Raw genomic sequence first — 14,682 nt, forward strand, 5'->3', positions numbered from 1 at the left:
ATTACTCTTTGTCTCATACCTCCAGATAATTGATGAGGAAATTGTCTTGCTATAACTTCAGCATTTTCAATCCCTACTTTTTTTAGAAGGTCAACAGCTTTTTTCTCTCTTTGTTTTTTATCCAAATCAGTGTGATATAACAAAGCTTCTTCTATTTGTTCGCCAATTCTCATTAAAGGGTTAAGAGATGCCAATGGATCTTGGAATATCATTCCAATCTCTCCACCTCTCAACTCATTGAATTGAGCTTCTGTGTAATTTAAAATATTTTCACCGTTATATATAACCTCACCGCTAATTTGAGTGTAATTCATATTATGTAAGCCCATAATAGTTGTAGCTAAAGTAGATTTACCACAGCCGGATTCTCCAACCATCGCTAATACTTCATTTTCATACAATTCAAATGAAACACCATCTACTGCATCATAATAATCGTCTTTTATCCTAAAAGCTGTATGCATATTATTAACTTCCAATATTTTCTTATTAGCAGACATTTTAATCTCCTTTCAGTTTATTTTACGTATTATTTATGTATGATTAATAAAAAATACTTTATCTTATTATAGTGAGATAAAATGCGTTTGTCAATTATTATTTATTTTATAATTTAAAATTTCAGTATAAAATATAGTTTTTCTATCTGTTTACGTATTATTTTACACTTTTTTCATGACAAAAACAAAATTAGTGATTTTGTTTTCCCGTTGTTATTTAGACATTTGCCACTAATCATGAAAATAAAACATAATTATTTTTATTCATCTTCAATTTTAGTCAAAAGATAAAATAAAGTTTTATTTTTGTATAAAAATCACTTGACTTATTCTCTTTATTATGATAAAGTAATAATAATCATGAGCCTATTTATAAAATTATTAATTTTTTAATTTCATAACAAAATACTTGCATTCATTGTATCGAAATGGTAAAATCATTATAAACATTGAAAACTTTTTCATTTTCAATTAAATCTCCATTTCTTAATTTATTACAACATAAAAAACAAGGTATGAATTAAATTCAACACCTTGTTTTTTTATTTTAGTCTATTTTTATTATATTAATATCTTTAAAGCAATCATCTATTTGGAATTTTTTCGGCAAATCCTTGGTCTTCAACGAAGCTAGTGCACAGGCATTTGCCATTTCAAAAGACTTTTCATAATCTGAAGTTCTGATAAATGTCGCAATAAATCCCGCGATTATTGAGTCGATAACAAAATCTCTTTTTTGGTTTGCTATTTCGTCTATTTCAAATGCGTACGTGGAATCTTTTTGGAACAAATACACTTTATTCTCTACAAATGGAACTACGACAAATTTTGAATTCAAACCAGATATTTCATTTTTCCATTTAAGCAAATCAGATTCTGATTTTATTTTCGTTTTAAATAAATGTTCCAAGCATTTTACGCTGATATTTTCAAGAAATGATCCTTCATCTGCAAATTTCTCCAGATAATACTCGTCTATATCAAGTACGAATTGTGCTTTGTTGGCTTTGCAAATTGCAATCATTCTTTCGATTACAGTTTCTGTTATATTTTTCGGAAAAGCAGTGGACAAAAACACAGTATCTCCTTCTTTAACTCTCGATAGATAGTATAACAATTCCTGTAGTTCTTGATGAGAAATGCTCGGTCCTTTTGATTCAATTACGGTTTTCGAAGAACCTGTGATTTTGATATTAATTCTGGTATTATCATCAATTCTGATGAATTCAGATTTGATATCTTCTCTTCTTAGCCAATCTTCTACAAATTCTCCAGTAAAGCCTCCTGCAAATCCAGTTGCAACAGTCGGAAGCCCAAGTTGTTTTAAAACTCTCGAAACATTGATTCCTTTTCCAGCTGGAAGCATCAAATCAAAATCCGATATATTGTTTTTGTCAAATTCAAAATCCGAAACTTCACTTACAAATTCAAGCGCTGGATTCATAGTAACTGTGTAAATCATTTAATCACCTACATTAATCCCGGAGCAAGTCCAAAAAATAATTTTTGAAGAAGTGTCATAACGACCATAAACACAACAAGTCTTGTTATCACAATTCCAGCTGCATTAAGTCCGTAAACTTTCCACAAATTTTTGTAATCAAATCTATCTATTAAAATAATCGTTGCAAATAAAATCAATATTACCAATGAAATTAGATATATAAAAGCGTGTGCACCCAAAAATGTGAACGTGAAAACTGACGAACTAAAACCAACAAGTCCACCTGCTGTTAAAACCCCAAATAAGCTGAATATGAGAGATTCTATAACCGAAAGTAAAACTGAGATATTGTTTCTCAAATCCTTGTCGATTGGTTGATATAATTTCGTTCCTGCTAGTTTAAGTCCCAGACTGTAGGATAAAAGTTTTTGGAAAACATCCAAAACCAACACCGAAACCATAACTACGATTGCTTTTGATTTTTGAGTAAATGTCCAGTGATTTGTAGAATTCATGTAAAAGAATAAAAGCGGCAACGCAGATAACACTACAACCGCAAGTCTCATTGAGAACCTGTAAGGTTGTGTACCTCCCATCATTTTCTTCAATATTTTAGTAAAGAACAAATTGATTTTGTCAAAAACTTGTTTACTTTTAACCTCAAAAGTATCCATAAATTGGTCATCATCTTCATCTTCGTCTTCAAACTTATGAATAGTAAACTCATTTGCCGAAGTGAATCTTATCGACTCATCTCTTTTAATTTTTTCTTGTTTTTCGTCATAACCTTTGGTAATAAAAATCGTGTTTTCATAATTTTCTTCAGGTTCTTTTTCATCTTCGTGGTTTATTTTCTTCTCAACTTCTTTGTCGGGATTGAACTTTCCATACTGAGATTTGTTTTTGTTAATCACTTGAAAAATATCTTCAATCCTTTTAGGTTTGTGTTCAGTTTTGTTTTTGTTTATGATATCTTCAGCCTTTTGTTCTTCAGCTGATTTTTCACGATTTTTTATATTAAAAATGTTCATAACATCATCTGAATATGAATAATCTTTGTCTGTAGATGCGTGATTATCTTCTGGTTGTTCTTTTATATCCTTTTGTTCATTCAAACTTTCACGGTATTCTTTCAAATTAAACCCACAATTGTGACAAAAATTCACCGTATCTAACACTTTTTCATTGCAATTAGGACAACGCATTTACTCACCTCCGTAACCGTATTATATCACAATACATTATACTCAATTATAACTTTGCCAAATCTTAATATTTGGGCAATAAAATAAGAGATATTTTATATCTCCTATTTTTCAAAGAGTAAATACACATCATGCACGAATATCTAGACTACAAAAATTGTTGATTTCTGAATCTCAAAATCCTAAAATCGTAAGCACGCTTCGCTTACGCGGTACGATTTTGGACGAATTTTTTCGATGTGAAATCAAAGCATTTTTTTCCGTATGATATTCTTAGCATGAATGTGTAATACTCTTTTTCTCTATTTTCTTTTAAACACCATATATCTATAATTCAAATCTTCGTAAGTTTTGATGTCTGACTCTTCCGCTACATAATAATCTTGGTCTTCAAATAAGTTTCTGATTTTTGCATCATATTCAAATTCTGCGTCAACATAAGTGATTACGAATTCATCAACTAAATGTATCAATGATTCAATCGTGTTTGCTCCACCTATCAAATATTCTGTCATTTTGTGGTCTGGGTTGATTTCTTTGAGAGTGCGTAGCAATTCTTCTTCGTTTTTTACGCAAAGCATACCGTCTAAGTCTTTGCTTGTAATTATTATGTTGGTTCTATTTGGTAGAGGTTTTGAATCTGGCAAAGATTCCAATGTTTTTCTTCCCATTATAACGATATTTCCAGTTGTTAACTCCTTAAATCTTTGCATATCTTCAGGAATTGAAAAAAGCATATCTCCATCTTTTCCTATCGCAAAATTTCTATCTACTGCTAATATAACTTTCATTAACAAAAATCTCCCTTCCTTATATTACTTACAATTTCGTTCAATTTTTCCATTGCGTGATTGTCTGTCCAATCAAAATCACCTTCACATATCCTTACGACAAGTATACCCATTTCCTCACAACAAATATCAAGCATAGTGCTATAGATTGCATTTTGCAAATCAGATGATGAATTAGAAAGTATGCTATTGCATTTGTTTATCCATTTTTCAATACAAAAACCATAGTTTTTATCTCGTGGATAATTCTCAAGTGCAATCTTTCTTTCTTTTGTAAATTTCCTGTTAGCATCATACATAAAACAAAGCTTATTTTCCTCATTATAAGCCATTATGTTGATATCATTGACATATCTTATCAAATCATCTCTGTTTATATTTTCATCTAGTTTATTCAAAACTTCTTTCAAATTTTGGTTGTCTATGTTTGGTTTCAATTCAGAAAAATTCTTGCTAAATTCAATATCTCCACTAAAATACACTCGCAGTATTTTTTTAATAGCATCAATTTGTTCTTTTTCATAATCAGATGCCAAAAAAGTACTGTTTTCCATAAAATCTCCTTTATACTACATCCATTTTTTCTTTTTAAAATAATAAATCATAACACTAGTAATCACAACAGCCGTAACCCAGAACAAAATATATCCGTATTTCCCTTGAAGTTCCGGCATATATTTAAAGTTCATTCCATAGACTCCTGTTAAGAATGTCAAAGGCAAAAATATCGTCGACCACACAGTCAATACCATCATTACTTCGTTAGTTCTGTTAGAGATATTAGTGTCAAATGCATCTATCATGGAGTTAATCATATCGCGATACACTTCTATGAATTCAAGCATTTGGATTATGTGATCGTACAAATCTCTCATGTAAATAGATGTGTTGTGACTTACCAAATTTACTCTGAACTTCGAAATTTCATTGATAACTGAACGCAAAGGCCACAAAGTCTTCCTCAAAAATATTAGGTTTTTCTTCATAGTGTAAAGTTCTCTGAGAATATCGTCATCATGATTAGTCATCATAACGTCTTCCAAATCATCTATGTATTCTCCCAAAATATCAAAAATTTGATAGTAGTTGTCGATGAATGCATCCATTAACAAAAGCAATAGTCCATCTGTAGTTTTCGGTCTAAAAACAGGAATTTTTTCTAACTTGTCCAAAACTCTGTCAAATGATGTGGTTTTATTTTGTTCAACAGTCACTAACAAATTTTCTTTTAATACGAATGACACTTGGTTAAACGACAATTCCTTTACGCTGTTGAACATATCGTAATCCACAGTATCTGTTACCACGAACAAATAATCATCATAAGCTTCCAGTTTTGTCCTTTGTTCCACATCCAACATGTCTTCTATTATAAGAGGATGGATTTTGAATTTTTCTTTCATTTTTATAAAATTATCTGTATCTGATAATCCTGTAATATATATCCAATTTATCCTGTCATCTCTCAATTCGATATCATCGATGTCTGTGGTTTGATGTTTGTCGAAATGATGTTCATCAAAAGTACAAAAAGTAATTTTGGTGTTCTCAAGATTGTTCTCAAGCCTAAGAGTATCTAATATTTCGTTGATTCTATCCTCAAATAATAAATTAGCCAATACTATCTCCTCTTATTCGTCCAATAATTTGTTCGCGTAATTTCTGTATGTCGATTTTGAGTTATCCCCTACAAGTCTGTCGATGATTTTGCCATCTTTTATAAATAAAGTCGTAGGTAGCGGCAACGCTTCGTAATGTGTAATTATCTCATCCTTGTCAATTTCTCTAACTTTTTTAGCTAAATATTCGTAAAATTCTATTTCTCCTTGAAATGATTTTTCGATATCTTCCAAATCACTTTTCGCTGGAATACATGGACAAATCCCGTCAGCGTGGAAAAATAAAATCTTGTTTCCTTTGTTAAATATCTTAGAGTTAATGTCACTCTTTTTAAATTTTTTCATTTGGTACTATCCTCCAAATCTCTTCTGCATATTCTTTTATAGTTCTATCCGATGAAAATTCTCCGAAATTTGCGATATTCATCAAACTCATCTTCGCCCATTTTTTCTTGTCAGAATAGGTTTGTAAAATCTTTTCGTGAATTTGTTCATAATCGTTGAAATCTTTTAATACGAAGTATTCGTCCAACTTAAAGGATGAATCTCTGTTTACAAGTGAATTGTAAATGTCCAAGAGCATAAACGATCCACTATCATTGATCAAATCGCTTAGCAAAGTATCCACAACTCGTTTGATGTTTTCATCCTTATAATAATACTCAACTGGATTGTAAGTGTCTCTGATGGAATTTAATACATCAACAGTTGCTCCAAATGGGAAGTTGTTGTCCTCACCTGCATGATTGAAAATCTCAATATTAGCACCATCGTAAGTTCCCACAGTCAATGCTCCATTTAACATAAATTTCATGTTACCAGTTCCAGAAGCCTCTTTTCCCGCAGTTGAAATCTGCTCACTCACATCTGCTGCAGGATACACCAATTCTCCGATGGATACGTTGAAGTTTTCTAAGAACACAACCTTGATATATTTGTTAACAACATCATCATTGTTCACGAGATTTTTAACTTCATTGATGAATTTTATAATAGCCTTTGCTCTGAAATACCCAGGTGCTGCCTTCGCTCCGAATATATATGTTTGTTTTGGAATATCTGATACTTCGTTGTTTTTGATTTTATAATACAAATTCAAAATGTGAAAAGCATTCAGCAATTGTCTCTTGTATTCGTGAAGTCTTTTAACTTGTATGTCAAAAATAGAGTTCTCGTCCACATCGATATTTTCATGCTCTTTGATGTATTTTTTGAGTCTGATTTTGTTGTGAAGTTTGATTTCCATTAGTTTTTCCAAAACACTCTCATCATCTAGGAATTTTTCAAGCTCCTTTAATTTTGTTAGATCAGTTTTCCAATCTTCTCCCAAAAGTTCTGTTATAAACTGTGTTAGCTCTGGATTTGCATAAAATAACCAACGTCTTGGAGTAATTCCATTTGTTTTGTTGACGAATTTATCCGGATACAAATCGTGCCATGATTTTAATGTCTCGTTTTTCAGAATTTCTGTGTGGATTTTAGCAACGCCGTTAATCTTTACGGCTGTTAATATTGCCAAATGAGCCATATTAACAGTATTGTCCTTCACTATTCTGAGATTGTCTATTCTATCCACAGAATAATACAATCCCACCAAATCGCTGACAAATCTCCTGTCGATTTCAGCGATAATATCCATAATTCTAGGACTCACTTCTTCTACAACATCGACGCTCCATTTTTCCATAGCTTCTTGTAAAATCGTGTGGTTAGTGTAGTTGAACACATTGCTTGTAACATTCCAAGCTTGTTTCCAAGAAAGTTTTTTGTCATCCATCAACACTCTCATCATTTCTGGGATAGCCATAACAGGATGAGTATCATTTAATTGGATAGTATTGTATTTTGCAAAATCTTCAAAACTCTCATCATTTGGGAAGTTTTTCTCGTATTTTTCAATTATATCTTGAATTGATGCACTGCAGAAAAAATACTGTTGTTTAAGCCTTAAAACTTTTCCCGGTCTTTGTATATCATTAGGATACAAAACTCGGGTAATATCTTCTGCCCTGTTTTTTTCTTTTACAGAATCATCGTATTGAAAATTGTTGAATTTTTGAAAATCAAATCCGTCATCACATTCTGCCTGCCACAATCTCAAAGTGTTTACAACGTGATTTTTGTAGCCTACAACAGGCATATCATAAGGAACTGCTTTTACGACTTGGTTTTTGTATCTAATGATTTTGGATTCCGATTCTACACGTCTTGACCAAGGATCTTTGTCCAATGTCCAATTGTCTCCGACTTCCATTTGAAATCCGTTGTGAAAATATTGTTTGAAAAGTCCTTGGCGATATCTAACACCATAACCTGTCAACGGATAATCCAAACTCGCTGCACTCTCCATAAAACATGCTGCAAGTCTTCCTAGACCACCGTTACCCAAAGCTGCATCTTCTTCTTGAATTTCCAAATCATTGATGTCGATGTCCAATTCTTTTAAAATTTGTGAATATTTTTCATCCAATCCCATATTCAACAAATTATTCCCCAAAGATCTTCCTATCAAAAATTCCGCGCTAAAATAGTAGGCATTGCGTGAATTTTTGTGTTTATCAGAAGTTTTCTTCCAATCTTCTGCCAATTCGTTCATTATTATTTTAGAAAAAGCTATATATTTTTCTTTTTCAGTTGAAGTTTGTAAATCTTTTCCAAACATATTAAATAAATTTTTTTCAAATTGCAACAAAAATTCTTCCTTTTCCATAAAATCCTCCTATTCTTAGCTCAACTATATTTTACCACATTTGTGAAATAGTCCTATTAAATTTGTATTGTTTTTTCTTAAAATCAACAAAAAGGATACATTTTTCTATTTTATTGATATAATGATTTAGTTATAGTAATATATTAATGAGTCACAAGAAAGGACAAAAATTATGCAAAAAAATATATATGTATTATATGGCGGTCCTAGTACTGAACACGAAGTAAGTATCACAAGTGCTAGAACATTAATAAATAACTTATCAAAAGAAAAGTACAATGTCAGCGCAATATTCGTTCGCCGCGATAAAAAATTCATTATGAAAGAAAACATAACTGAAGAAATAAAATCTGACGAAGAATTAGTGCTTGATACTGACCTTTCAGTAATAGAATCAGTGAGTGAATGCCTTAAAAAAATTAATCCAGAAAACACCGTAATATTTCCTGCAATTCACGGTAGTTACGGCGAAGACGGAACAATCCAAGGCTTCATAAAAGTATTGGATTTGCCATTTGTAGGCTGTAACGTATTGGGTTCTGCATTATGCATGGACAAGGGATACACTAATGATATCTTTGAATTAAATAAGATTCCTCAAGCAAAATACGTCGTGCTTTGCAAAAACGATGAATACAATTTGAAAGAAATTTTCGAAAAAACATCCAAGGCTGTTTATGTAAAACCATGTAACGCTGGTTCATCAGTCGGAGTTATGAGAGCAGAAAATGAAGAAGAATTAGAAAAAGCAATCCAAAATGCTTTTTTGTATGACAGAAGAATTTTAGTCGAAGAAGAAATTATCGGCCCTGAACTTCAAATCGCAGTTATGGGTAACGACAATCCTGTCGCATCTCGTCCGGGTGTATATCAAATACACGATGTAGAATTTTTCGATTACGATGCAAAATACAACGACGCAAAGACAGAAATGCTTACACCATTTCCAATGGATGAACAATTGGAATTAAAAGCAAGACGTTTGGCTGAAAAAGTGTATAAGATAATGAGTTTGTCAGGATTTTCAAGAGTTGATATGTTTGTTAGAGATAACGAACTTTGGGTAAATGAAATCAACACAGTTCCTGGTCTTACACCACATTCAATGTTTCCAGTTTTATGGAAATGCACTAACGATATGAGTGTTTCAGAAGTATTCGACAACTTAATTGATTTGGCAATTGAAGAATACGAAAAAAATAAAGCATATAAGTTAGAGAGGTAATAATGTTAACAAGAAATTTAAAAACAATAACAGAACTAACTAACACGATAATAAACGAAAAATACCACGATATAATGGTAAAAGGTATCTCCACAGATACAAGAACAATCGAAAAAGACAACATGTTCATCGCTCTTAGAGGAGATAATTTCGATGGACAAAATTACATAGAGATGGCTTTTGAAAAGGGCGCATCTTGTTGTGTAGTTAACAGGGATTACAGAAACATCAACGATTATCCAGTAATCGAAGTAGATGATACAAAAGAATTTATGATGGATTTGGCTAGAGGATACATCAACAGTTTAAACTGTAAAGTAATCGCTATAACTGGTTCCAACGGAAAAACAACTACAAAAGACATCATGAGTTCACTATTAAAAGAAAAATACAAAGTAGTTAAGACACAAAAAAATTACAACAACGAAATCGGATTGTCCAAAACGATATTTGACATTGACGATGACACTGAAGTTGCAGTTCTTGAAATGGGAACAGAAAATTTTGGTGAAATCAGACAATTGACAAACATCGCTCATCCTGACATCGCGATGATTACAAACATCGGTGACAGTCACCTACTAAATTTAAAAACAAAAGAAAACATCGCCAGAGCGAAGTTTGAAATCCTTGAAGGATTGAAAGAAGATGGAATTTTCATTTTAAACAATGATGATCCTGTTCTTAGAGAAGTAAAACAAGAATACAAATTACCTGAAAAAACAATCACTTTCGGAATAAAACCGGGCAGCGAATACAGAATGGAAATGATCAAAGCCGATGAAACAGGATCGACATTTTCAATCAACGATCATGTGTTCAACATAGAATTGTTGGGCCATCATCAAATGTACAACGCTACAATGTCAATAATCGTAGCAGAACTTATGGGATTGGATTACACAGATATCGCCAAAGGATTAAAAAATATCGAATTGACGGGAATGAGAAACGAACTTATTCTACTAGACAAATTCCACATCCTAAACGACAGCTACAAATCAAATCCACAATCGCTTACAAGCTGCCTTGAAACTGCTTACGGATTGCACGGATATAGTAGAAAAATCGCCGTGTTGGGAGATATGTTAGAACTTGGAGATAACGAAATCAACCTTCACAAAAACATCGGCAAATCAATCAACCCAGAAAAAATCGACTACGTATTGGCAACTGGACCATTAGCAGAAAACATAATCAAAGGAGCAAGGACAAACTTTGCAGAAGACAAAGTATTCTACTTTGAAACAAAAGAAGAATTGCTAGAAAAATTGCAAGAATTAATCGTGGACAATACATTAGTTTTAGTAAAAGCATCTCATGCAATGCAATTCGATAAATTAGTCGAACAAATAAAAGAATTATAAAATAAAAATGTGAACTAAGTTTTCTTAGTTCACATTTTTTTAATTAAAATCACTAATATTTTGATTCTTAATAATAAACACCCTATCACTTATTTCCTTCAAAGATTGCAATTGATGACTAATTATAAGTATCGTTTTTCCTTCTTTTTTTAAGCTATTTATTAAATTAATCATAATTCTATTAGTTTCCTCATCTAGTGCATTAAATGGTTCATCTAGCATAATAAGCTTTTGATTTTCCATAATAGCTTGGCAAATCCCCAACTTTTGTTTCATTCCTAATGAATAATTTTTTAATTTAGTTTTATTTTCAGGATCTAAGCCTAATTTTTTCATTATAGACTTAATATCATTATCCGAAATTTTGTCGTTTATTTCTGCCAACATTTTTAAATTTGTAAAACCGTCATAATATTCAATAAATCCCGGAGAATCTACTAATATCCCTGTATTAGGTGCAAAATCTCTATCTTTCCCTATCTTAATACCAAATACTTCTACACTACCTACATTAGGTTTTTCTAATCCGGCAATAATTTTAAATAATACAGATTTACCAATACCATTTTCCCCTACAAATCCAACTATTTCATTTTCAAATATCTCCAAATTTAAATCTCTATAAATTTCTTTAGATCCAAATTTTTTGCTAACATTTGTTAATTTTATTATCTTTTCCATAAATCTCCCTCTATCATTACCTTTTTAATAATCCATATTGTTAAAATATATCCAACTATATATATCAATTCACTATAACTAGAATTTAAAAAATCTTGAATCCCAACAAAAATTAAATTAATCTCCTTAAAGTAAGATAAAAATATCAATACAAAAATTATCCCCGAAGCAATCACAGGCTTAATATATTTTGACAAAAATACAGATACTGTAATCACAAGAAGAATCTGTAAATAATTGATTACATATATTCCAAATATATTCATATAATTAAAGTCTCTTATCATCAAGCCTTGAATTATTTCATCTGTTAACTTTACTTTTCCTGAAATAAAATATTGAATAATACATACAAGTAAAATAATGCTCATATAAACCATAAAATACATAGAACTAAATCTAATCGCACTTGCGTAAAGCATCCTATTATATATTCTCTTATCTCTGAATCTAACCTTTACAAATGATGATAAATTATCCTTAATATATTCTAAAGAAGCCAACACAGAATAAGCCACTAACAGAAAAATAATCTCATTATACATAATTATAAAAGCTGATGAGTCTTTAATATAAGGATGATAAGCATTCAAGAACAAGACATCTGCTACGGAATTATTCTTACCAATAAGTTTGGAAAAATTATATATACAAGTCATCAAAACCATTAATAATGTCATAGGAATAATATGATTATACCTATTAATTCTAAATATCGATAAGTTTGACCTATATTCTAAAAATTTATTAACGCTGAGAACGACTGGCAAAACCATCAAAAATCCCACAATAAATTTCGTAACATTATCTGATAAAATATACATGTAAAAATCAAACAAAACTTGACTTCTTAGAATACTAATGTCAAAAAACAAATCATTTATCCCTTGAATTATATAAAAAAAAGCTATAAACCCAACAGCATACATTCTATTCATATTTTGTTCAAGAAAACATATAATAAAAATTAATAAGTTCGTCCCTGCAAGCAAAAATAAACATATACAAATCAGACTTATAACAGGATACTCGCTAAAATTCCTAAAAACATTAAAAATAACTTCCTTATCCTCTGCTACTTTTAAAACATCATAACTATACTTGAAACTAACAGGTTTGAATATAGCACAAATTATAAATGCCGTAATTAGATTTAATATTAATATAGCTAAAACAGATACCATCTTTGCTATATGTTTTAATAATATAAAATCTACTTTGTTCTTAAATCTTATAGCACTATAGTTATAAATCTTATTCTTATCAATGATACATATCAGAACTATCATTGGAAAAAATAAAAATCTAAAATAATAATGATTATTAAAAATATCTATAATGCATTCTATATAATTCAAGTTATAAGAGCTTGTACTATCAACTATAAAGAAAGAGTAAAATGTAAATAGAACACATAAAAAAATCACCACCGGATTTTTTAAACATCTATATACCTCAGACTTTATAAATTTATTCATAAGACTTTCTCCTAATCATGAAAATATATACAAAAAAATTAACAAGTATTAACGAAAATAATCCTATTAAGTAATTTAATATTCCATCATACGCAACAGCTTCAAACACATAAAATCCTTGATAGGAAAAAGCTCCCAAATTCAATGATCCAAGCAAAAATCCAGTAATAAGTATTCCAAAAAATGGTATAGTTGAAATAAGTAGTATATTTTTTATTCTATAACTTAATTGAATGGAAATTAAAGCTATTAACGATATAATTATTCCCTTCCATAAACTCAAAATGAAAGAAAAAAATATTGGTTTTCCAATAATCAAATCAATAAAAATTTTGCTATTTATTGTAGATTCTTTTGATATGGTATTAATTGGTACAAAGTTAATAAGTATCAAACCAGAAATAAAATAAGAAGCAACTACAGCCAAAAAAACCACACTCAATATCGATGCAACCTTTGAAATAGCTAATTGCTTAGAAGATATTCTCATACATTCCAAATCATAAAACCTATTTTTCTTTTCGTAAAAAATTTGCCATACAAATGGTGCAATAAACAAAATAGGTGCTAAAAAATCTAAATAAGTAGTACTATACAAATACACTCCAACTTTATATTTGTAAGATGCCACTTGTCCTTCTGTAAAACCCATAAACACAGTGAAAACAACTCCAACTAATACTGTTAAAAAAAACGGTATTAGTAGTTGTGAAATTGTCCTTTTGTAAATATTCTTATTCATATTTAATTACTCTCCCATTGACCTCTAACAGTAAAATTAACAGGCTGGTTCCACTGACTTTGCATTTTAACTCTAATTTTACTATTTTTGTATTGTGAAGAATTGCCTCGCAATGTATCTCCTAGTGCTAATTTTTTTACTTTCATATTTCCTCCATGACAATTAAATTAAAATCTATTATCGATTTCAATTTAATTATAATGTTTTGATTCTTCTTTGTAAATATAATTTCTAAATTATCTTAAATTGTTCTTTTCGATACAAGTTACACATTAGTTTTAGTAAAAGCATCTCATGCAATGCAATTCGATAAATTAGTCGAACAAATAAAAGAAATTTAACATCAAAATATTAAATAATATAAAAACAACAAGCCCCTATGTAAAAATTTGCATAAGGGCTTGTTTATTTCTAGGAAAGTTTGAGGCTTTCTTTTTTATATATTTTTCTTTGCTTGTTTATCGTTATAAATTCTCTTCATCAACATTCCAAGTGCAAACACTCCGAATAAAATTATAAGTCCTTTTACCCATGTAGATGGATTTGTCGATTTACTTGCCGCATAAGAATAAATCAAAGTAGCTGGAAGTTGTCCAATTCCTGTAGCGATGAAAAATTCCCAAAATCCCATCGGAGTCAATCCCGCTGCATAACTTATCGGATCAAATGGAACAAATGGCAATAATCTTGCAACCAAAATAGCGTTCTTGCCGTATTTGTCGAAAAATCCTTCTACTTCTTTTAATGCTCCTTTTGTTGCAAATTTTTCCGCAATATCTCTTCCCAAAAATCTCGCAATACCAAAACAAAGTGCCGCTCCAGCCATTGCAGATGTCCAAGACAATATGCTTCCCTTAACCCATCCCCAAATAGCTGCATTTGAAAATGTAATGAAAAAAGCTGGGATTGGAGCTGCAACT

15 protein-coding genes are annotated in these 14,682 nt (G+C 30.6%); 2 read left to right on the plus strand and 13 right to left on the minus strand.

Annotation, left to right across the window (positions count from 1 at the left end):
- From KHW44_RS01890 to KHW44_RS01925, 8 genes are all read right to left on the minus strand, one after another.
- Positions 1 to 500: ATP-binding cassette domain-containing protein (locus KHW44_RS01890; protein ID WP_304065263.1), on the minus strand; the 500-nt coding region annotated here is incomplete at its 3' end.
- Between the two features lie 547 nt (positions 501 to 1,047).
- Positions 1,048 to 1,962, minus strand: a complete 915-nt coding sequence (locus tag KHW44_RS01895; RefSeq protein WP_102164224.1) for a 1-phosphofructokinase family hexose kinase — start codon at positions 1,960 to 1,962, stop codon at positions 1,048 to 1,050.
- An 8-nt stretch (positions 1,963 to 1,970) separates the two neighbouring features.
- Positions 1,971 to 3,149, minus strand: coding sequence for a zinc ribbon domain-containing protein (locus KHW44_RS01900; RefSeq protein ID WP_278735017.1), 1,179 nt, complete (start codon positions 3,147 to 3,149; stop codon positions 1,971 to 1,973).
- 302 nt (positions 3,150 to 3,451) lie between these two features.
- The gene (locus KHW44_RS01905) at positions 3,452 to 3,940 is read right to left on the minus strand and encodes a dihydrofolate reductase (RefSeq protein ID WP_227930617.1); all 489 of its coding nucleotides are present in this window, start codon (positions 3,938 to 3,940) and stop codon (positions 3,452 to 3,454) included.
- Positions 3,940 to 4,494 carry a hypothetical protein gene (locus KHW44_RS01910; protein ID WP_002835645.1) on the minus strand — a complete coding sequence of 185 codons (555 nt, stop codon included), beginning with the start codon at positions 4,492 to 4,494 and terminating at the stop codon, positions 3,940 to 3,942. The genes KHW44_RS01905 and KHW44_RS01910 overlap by 1 nt, the downstream gene beginning before the upstream one ends.
- Positions 4,495 to 4,509: 15 nt before the next feature.
- Entirely contained in the window at positions 4,510 to 5,559 is a 1,050-nt protein-coding gene (corA, locus tag KHW44_RS01915; RefSeq protein WP_094208183.1) for a magnesium/cobalt transporter CorA, read from the minus strand.
- A gap of 12 nt (positions 5,560 to 5,571) precedes the next feature.
- The gene (locus KHW44_RS01920; RefSeq protein ID WP_094208182.1) at positions 5,572 to 5,904 is read right to left on the minus strand and encodes a co-chaperone YbbN; all 333 of its coding nucleotides are present in this window, start codon (positions 5,902 to 5,904) and stop codon (positions 5,572 to 5,574) included.
- Positions 5,891 to 8,269, minus strand: coding sequence for a glycogen/starch/alpha-glucan phosphorylase (locus KHW44_RS01925; RefSeq protein WP_304065281.1), 2,379 nt, complete (start codon positions 8,267 to 8,269; stop codon positions 5,891 to 5,893). The genes KHW44_RS01920 and KHW44_RS01925 overlap by 14 nt, the downstream gene beginning before the upstream one ends.
- A 172-nt stretch (positions 8,270 to 8,441) precedes the next feature.
- Here KHW44_RS01925 and KHW44_RS01930 point away from each other — a divergent pair, with 172 nt between their 5' ends.
- Both KHW44_RS01930 and murF read left to right on the plus strand, forming a co-directional pair.
- Positions 8,442 to 9,494 (plus strand): D-alanine--D-alanine ligase family protein, encoded by a 1,053-nt coding sequence (locus KHW44_RS01930; protein ID WP_304065284.1) that lies wholly within the window; start codon positions 8,442 to 8,444, stop codon positions 9,492 to 9,494.
- Positions 9,495 to 9,496: 2 nt separating this feature from the next.
- On the plus strand, positions 9,497 to 10,861 hold the full coding sequence (murF, locus tag KHW44_RS01935; RefSeq protein WP_278735012.1) for a UDP-N-acetylmuramoyl-tripeptide--D-alanyl-D-alanine ligase: 1,365 nt from the start codon (positions 9,497 to 9,499) through the stop codon (positions 10,859 to 10,861).
- Positions 10,862 to 10,900: 39 nt separating this feature from the next.
- Here the strand turns inward: murF and KHW44_RS01940 are convergent, their stop codons facing one another.
- The 5 genes from KHW44_RS01940 to KHW44_RS01960 form a co-directional block, all read right to left on the minus strand.
- Positions 10,901 to 11,542, minus strand: coding sequence for an ABC transporter ATP-binding protein (locus KHW44_RS01940; RefSeq protein ID WP_102164215.1), 642 nt, complete (start codon positions 11,540 to 11,542; stop codon positions 10,901 to 10,903).
- A complete protein-coding gene (locus KHW44_RS01945) occupies positions 11,530 to 13,020 on the minus strand; it encodes a hypothetical protein (protein WP_102164214.1) in 1,491 nt (496 codons plus the stop codon). The genes KHW44_RS01940 and KHW44_RS01945 overlap by 13 nt, the downstream gene beginning before the upstream one ends.
- A complete protein-coding gene (locus KHW44_RS01950) occupies positions 13,013 to 13,762 on the minus strand; it encodes a hypothetical protein (protein WP_304065294.1) in 750 nt (249 codons plus the stop codon). Before KHW44_RS01950 ends, KHW44_RS01945 begins: the two co-directional genes overlap by 8 nt.
- Before the next feature lie 2 nt (positions 13,763 to 13,764).
- Positions 13,765 to 13,908 carry a hypothetical protein gene (locus tag KHW44_RS01955; RefSeq protein WP_154253903.1) on the minus strand — a complete coding sequence of 48 codons (144 nt, stop codon included), beginning with the start codon at positions 13,906 to 13,908 and terminating at the stop codon, positions 13,765 to 13,767.
- 290 nt (positions 13,909 to 14,198) lie between these two features.
- On the minus strand, positions 14,199 to 14,682 hold a 484-nt coding region (locus KHW44_RS01960), incomplete at its 5' end, for a TVP38/TMEM64 family protein (RefSeq protein WP_304065297.1).

It is taken from the genome of Finegoldia magna (assembly GCF_018371055.1).
GTDB classification, from domain to species: domain Bacteria; phylum Bacillota; class Clostridia; order Tissierellales; family Peptoniphilaceae; genus Finegoldia; species Finegoldia magna_I.

Bases quoted from the DNA above. Each gene is read 5' to 3' on its own strand.
- KHW44_RS01945 (WP_102164214.1), bottom strand. From the start codon at position 13,020: ATGAATAAATTTATAAAGTCTGAGGTATATAGATGTTTAAAAAATCCG.
- KHW44_RS01905 (WP_227930617.1), bottom strand. From the start codon at position 3,940: ATGAAAGTTATATTAGCAGTAGATAGAAATTTTGCGATAGGAAAAGAT.
- KHW44_RS01895 (WP_102164224.1), bottom strand. From the start codon at position 1,962: ATGATTTACACAGTTACTATGAATCCAGCGCTTGAATTTGTAAGTGAA.
- KHW44_RS01925 (WP_304065281.1), bottom strand. From the start codon at position 8,269: ATGGAAAAGGAAGAATTTTTGTTGCAATTTGAAAAAAATTTATTTAAT.
- KHW44_RS01900 (WP_278735017.1), bottom strand. From the start codon at position 3,149: ATGCGTTGTCCTAATTGCAATGAAAAAGTGTTAGATACGGTGAATTTT.
- murF (WP_278735012.1), top strand. From the start codon at position 9,497: ATGTTAACAAGAAATTTAAAAACAATAACAGAACTAACTAACACGATA.
- KHW44_RS01955 (WP_154253903.1), bottom strand. From the start codon at position 13,908: ATGAAAGTAAAAAAATTAGCACTAGGAGATACATTGCGAGGCAATTCT.
- KHW44_RS01910 (WP_002835645.1), bottom strand. From the start codon at position 4,494: ATGGAAAACAGTACTTTTTTGGCATCTGATTATGAAAAAGAACAAATT.
- KHW44_RS01950 (WP_304065294.1), bottom strand. From the start codon at position 13,762: ATGAATAAGAATATTTACAAAAGGACAATTTCACAACTACTAATACCG.
- KHW44_RS01930 (WP_304065284.1), top strand. From the start codon at position 8,442: ATGCAAAAAAATATATATGTATTATATGGCGGTCCTAGTACTGAACAC.
- KHW44_RS01940 (WP_102164215.1), bottom strand. From the start codon at position 11,542: ATGGAAAAGATAATAAAATTAACAAATGTTAGCAAAAAATTTGGATCT.
- KHW44_RS01920 (WP_094208182.1), bottom strand. From the start codon at position 5,904: ATGAAAAAATTTAAAAAGAGTGACATTAACTCTAAGATATTTAACAAA.